Origin of the sequence: Mycobacterium sp. (assembly GCF_049802695.1) — a bacterium.
In the GTDB taxonomy this organism is placed as follows: domain Bacteria; phylum Actinomycetota; class Actinomycetes; order Mycobacteriales; family Mycobacteriaceae; genus Mycobacterium.
In genome coordinates, this window is record NZ_JBARMY010000314.1 from 1 (window position 1) to 4,595 (window position 4,595).

Here is a 4,595-nt window from a genome sequence, read left to right on the forward strand (position 1 = left end):
TGCCCTGCGGTGGCGTGTCCGAGCGGCCTAAGGAGCACGCCTCGAAAGCGTGTGACGGGTAACCCCCGTCCGAGGGTTCAAATCCCTCCGCCACCGCCAAAGCTTCCCGACCTGTTTGCGCAGCTAGGCCAGCCTTTTCACGGTCACGCGCCGGCGCCTCCGACATCCTCTGCCCACACTTTGCCCACACTTGAGCGCGAGTAACGGCTGTGCAGCGCGACCGCAACGGCGTCTAAATCGTCGTCGAATAGGTCCGCCTAGGTGTCGAGCGTTACCTTCGCCGAGGTAGGCCCGAGCATCCGTTGCAGCGCCAGTACATTGACGCCGGCCGACACCGCCAGCGATGCGCAGGTGTGCCGTAGGTCGTGCGGAGTTATGTCCTGCACGCCAGCCTTGCGCACTGCGGCCGCGAACCATCCGTCGGCTGACTTAGGCCGCGGCAGATAGCCGCCGTCCGGCGCGGTGAACACAACGCACTGACCTGCGGAAACGCCAGAAACGCACCAGCAAAACATGGCACAAACGGCAGCAAATTCGGTTCTACCGGCGGTTGCCGCCGAGATCGACGCGCTGGAAACTCACTCACGCCGCGGCGCTGGCGCTGGCGGGCATCCTCGACGATCCGCGGCATGTTGCGACTCAGCCGGCGGCGGCCCGCCAGCTCACCGCGATTCTGGACAGGCTGGCTCGCGGTTCGCAGCGGCCCCGGAAGCTCGCCATGGTCAAGTCGATGACTGGTAGCAGGGCTGAGCCTGATGGCTGACGGAAGATTTCAACCTTGCACAGCGCCGATCCCACGCCTTTGACCTCTCGATCACTACGGGATCAGGCCTGTCAGCAGCGTCGGCAGGAGCGTCGAAACGTCTGCAGTGAGATTCGCTCCAAGGCTACCCAACAGCGCACTGAGATCAGCGCTCATCGTTGGAGCTAGATTCGTCAACTCGGCCGTCAACGACGACGCTGGACCGCTCGCGATGGCCGACATGAGGGTTGTCGGGTCACCCACGAGGCCATTCGCTAACGGCGAGTAGTCGAACGCGTTCCCCAGCTCTGGGCCGAAACTCGCAAGCGGCGTTGTCAACTCGAACTGCGGCAGCCCACCGATCGGGAAGTCGGTTGTCCAGCTGAAGAGATTAGTGTTACCCGGGCCCAGCAGGGAGAAGGTGTCGCAGATCAGGCACGTGGTGCCGGTGGGGTCAAAAAAGTTTGCGTACGACTCGGTGTTCGTGAAACCGCCGAGAAGTGTTTCTACGCCGACGAGGCTGGCGACACCGGGCCATGCACCCGAGGTTGTGCCCACGCTCTCGGCGACTAGTGAGAATATCGGGTTATCGGGGGCCCAAGGCTGAATGCCGAGGCCGCCGGCGTTGCCGAGGGTAAGCCCGATGCTATAGTCCCACGGCAAAAAGCCAGTCAGATTGTTGAATCCATCGAACACACCCGGAATGTTGAGGCCGACGATAAGCGGCGGCAGTGATGGCAGGTCAGAAAAGAATGACGAATAAGACGACGCCGCATCGCTCGCCGCGTTGCTGATCGTGTCAGTGTAGGCGGTGAGCTGTACAGGTATCTCTGCAGCTGACGAGGCGGTGTCGCCAATCTGGCCGTATGCGACAGCCGAGTTCGTCATCGCCGTCAGTGTCAATAGACCCGCGCTGGCACTCGCGACTACTCGAAATTTCAGCGAACGAAGCTTACGACCTAACATTGCGACCTCCCGAAGTTTGGGCAGAGCACTGATGCGGTTGTGGATTGCGGGAGCAATACGGCTGTTCGACGCACCTGGAAAATACAGCGCACAACGCCACGGTGTCAGAAAACCGAAAGTTTTTCTCAGAAACTTCTTAGCCAGTTGTTTAAACGGCCCTCAAGCGAAGGTAACTGTGCGGAGAAATGGGGCACCTTACTTTGATGGCGGCGCACAGTGGTCGCCGTATACGAAGGAACGTCCTTATCTTTTTGCCGCTTTATATTGAATGGGGCTTTTTGCCGTCAGCAGCCGCACCAGCCTGGCAGTAGGCGAGCTGGTCCGCTGCACACCGATGGCCGTTGGATGGCCCGTCCGCCAGAGCGCTGCCGGCGCTGTCATCGGCTCGGCGCGAATCGGGTGCTTGTGGGTCACAGCCGTGCTCGTGCCGGGGCGGCCATTCAAGCTGGACGTGCCTGGAATGTGGAGCGACGGTGTACGGGCCGCCGTTGCTCGCGAATCGACCGGCGCACGGCGGCAAGTAGCCGCAGCTCGGACTCATGATGTCCAGGTCGCCAATGGGTTGGGAGCATGCACGCCCAGCCGGCGCAAAGCATTGACGCGCTCTGGGGGTGGTACATCACCCCCTTCAAATCGGGCGGAATAGTGTCGCGGTGTCCACGGATGGCGAAACTTTTGGCGTGCGACGGACCGCCCCGAGGAGAGGCCGGGATGGTCCAATAACTGTCAGTCGTGAGCTAGGGCGCTGCGGTTCCCGTGGGCACACCGTGGGCACAAGTTGGGTACAGTTACAGGTAACTGGCGTGAGTTACCGTGATGTCTTTTAGCAGTTAGCCACACCTATGGGGCGTGTCTGCAGGTTACTGAATAGGGTTCCAATCCGTCCGTCACCGCCAACGCTTCTCGCCCGGTTCAATACGTGACGAGTCGGTGAACTACCCGGCACAACTCCGTTAAAGGCCGCCGAGCTGTACGAGTATGAAGCGATGCGACTACTTGCGATGCTTGCGAGCTTCGGCGCGGTGATGGGCCTGACCGCGCCGGCCCACGCCGACTCGGGCGGCGGTGGTCCGAACGCGGATAGGAGCTTTCTGGCCGAGCTCGACAGGGCCGGCATCTCTTATGGCAGCACGGCCAACGCGATCGCAGCCGGCCGACGGGCCTGCGACCTGATGAACCAGGGTCAGCAGGAGGCCGACGTCATCTCGAGCCTGACGGCGGAGAATCCCGGATTCACGACATCCAGCGCCACCCAGTTCACCACCATCGCGGCCAGTGCTTACTGCCCCCAGCTGCTGGGAAACCCGCCGCCACCGCCCAACCAGACGCCGCCGCCGCAGTCGTGGTTCGTCGATCTGCCTCCGCTACCGGCTGCGCCGTAACAGGGTCAGAGCAGCAGTTCGGCAATTCCGCCGATCGTGTCGTCCGGGCTGATCTTCGCCCAAACGGTCTTGCCTGTGGTGGTCGGAACGTTGCCCCACTGGCCGCACAGTGCGGCCACGACGTCCAATCCGGCCGGGAGACTGCCAGGCGTGCGCTCCCGACGGACTGCCGGTGTGGTGCTGGTGTCGGACACCGCAATGACGACGCCGTCCTCCTCGGTGCTCTCCAGCCGAACTTCGCAGCCGTCGTCGGTGTAGCTCAACGCGTTCTCGACGAAGATGTTGGCCACCGTGATAGCCACCGGAATATTGTGAGTCATCGACCACTGGGCGAGGTTGTCGCGCACGAACACCCGAGCGCCCCGGATGCTGGACCGTTGGGGTGCGACGTGCGCGCGGGCGCGGTGGTCGTAGCGGCATCGCCGGGAGCCGATCGCGGCCGCCGCGGCCGAGACGGTCGCAAAAACCGGGACGTACCGGGTGATGGACAGCCGGGTGAGTAGGCGGCGGACGGTGTGGTCGCGGCATGCCAGGGCAATGGTGACGTCTGGCCACGGCTTCACGTGCCAGCGGGCGCTGGTGAACACCGCCCAGGAACCTTCGTCCCGAACGTCGAGTTCGTTGACATCGATGATCACCGCGGTGGTCTGGTCCAACGCCGCTTTGATGACCGCGTCGCGGGCTTGCCGGTAAGTGGCCGCGTGCAACACTCCGCTCAGCCGCATAACTGCGTAGCCCTGCAGCGTTTGGGCGTGTGTCCGTAACATCCCGCGCATGCTCCCCCCACGTGGACGATGGCGGTAAGCCGACCTTACCGTCATGCCGCCCATCGTTCCCCGCCGAACCGGCCGCTTGCTGAGACGTACCTAAGTATCCGGTAGGTGTTGCCGTCGTTTCGGAATCAAGTGCACTTTCCAGCGGTCGAAGGGGTGATCCGGGGTCAGGAAGGGCCGGTGAAGTCGGTGTCGAAGGCGGCGGCCACTGCGGCCACCACCTCCGGCGCACTTGATGTGTCCAGCGCGAGGGACAGTTCGCGGTTCTCCAGCAGGCTTGTGGTGGAGAGGTTCTGGCTGCCGATGACAAGCATGGTGCTGTCGGTGAGCAGGATTTTCTCGTGCATGTACAGCGCCGTTCTGGTTGCCGGTAGCAGGTGCACTGAACACCCGGCGGCCGAGACTTCGGCCACGGCGTTGGCCCACGCCGGATTCTCCGTGAGGACGATCCGGCAGCGCACGCCGCGGCGCGCGGCCTTGTCCAGCGCACTGATCACGGCGCGGTCCTTGAGTTCCTCGCTGGTCACGTCGACGCTCTGGTCGGCCCGGTCGATGCGCGGTAGGAACTCGGCTCGGGCTGCCGGTGACCAGATCAGGTGAGGCGCCGGCGTCGCCGCGGGCGGGCGCCCGCCGGGTGCCGCGGCGTTATCGGTGTCGAACGTGGTGGCAATGGCTGCCACGTCGGTGGGGTCGGTGTCGAGAACCCACGCGTCCCGGCTCGTTGGGTAGTAC

4 protein-coding genes, 1 tRNA gene and 1 pseudogene are annotated in these 4,595 nt (G+C 63.6%); 2 read left to right on the top strand and 4 right to left on the bottom strand.

The window, feature by feature from the left end; genetic code table 11:
- The first annotated feature begins 8 nt into the window (after window positions 1-8).
- A tRNA-Ser gene (locus tag WA317_RS12890) sits at window positions 9-99 on the top strand.
- A gap of 44 nt (window positions 100-143) precedes the next feature.
- Here the strand turns inward: WA317_RS12890 and WA317_RS12895 are convergent.
- Both WA317_RS12895 and WA317_RS12900 read right to left on the bottom strand, forming a co-directional pair.
- Window positions 144-473: pseudogene (locus tag WA317_RS12895) on the bottom strand (tyrosine-type recombinase/integrase); the annotation flags it as partial.
- Window positions 474-817: 344 nt separating this feature from the next.
- A complete protein-coding gene (locus tag WA317_RS12900; protein ID WP_425173403.1) occupies window positions 818-1,630 on the bottom strand; it encodes a hypothetical protein in 813 nt (270 codons plus the stop codon).
- 1,064 nt (window positions 1,631-2,694) lie between these two features.
- On the opposite strand from WA317_RS12900, the gene WA317_RS12905 reads away from it, so the two are divergent.
- Window positions 2,695-3,090, top strand: coding sequence for a DUF732 domain-containing protein (locus WA317_RS12905; RefSeq protein WP_425173404.1), 396 nt, complete (start codon window positions 2,695-2,697; stop codon window positions 3,088-3,090).
- A gap of 5 nt (window positions 3,091-3,095) precedes the next feature.
- Here the strand turns inward: WA317_RS12905 and WA317_RS12910 are convergent, their stop codons facing one another.
- On the bottom strand, window positions 3,096-3,857 hold the full coding sequence (locus tag WA317_RS12910; RefSeq protein WP_425173405.1) for an STAS domain-containing protein: 762 nt from the start codon (window positions 3,855-3,857) through the stop codon (window positions 3,096-3,098).
- Between the two features lie 173 nt (window positions 3,858-4,030).
- Window positions 4,031-4,595, bottom strand: a 565-nt coding sequence (locus WA317_RS12915; protein WP_425173406.1) for a phospholipase D-like domain-containing protein, incomplete at its 5' end; no start/stop codon positions are given.

What these genes read in the sequence shown, in the direction of transcription:
- WA317_RS12900 (WP_425173403.1), bottom strand. Translation starts at nt 1,630, where the DNA reads ATGACGAACTCGGCTGTCGCATACGGCCAGATTGGCGACACCGCCTCG.
- WA317_RS12905 (WP_425173404.1), top strand. Translation starts at nt 2,695, where the DNA reads ATGCGACTACTTGCGATGCTTGCGAGCTTCGGCGCGGTGATGGGCCTG.
- WA317_RS12910 (WP_425173405.1), bottom strand. Translation starts at nt 3,857, where the DNA reads ATGTTACGGACACACGCCCAAACGCTGCAGGGCTACGCAGTTATGCGG.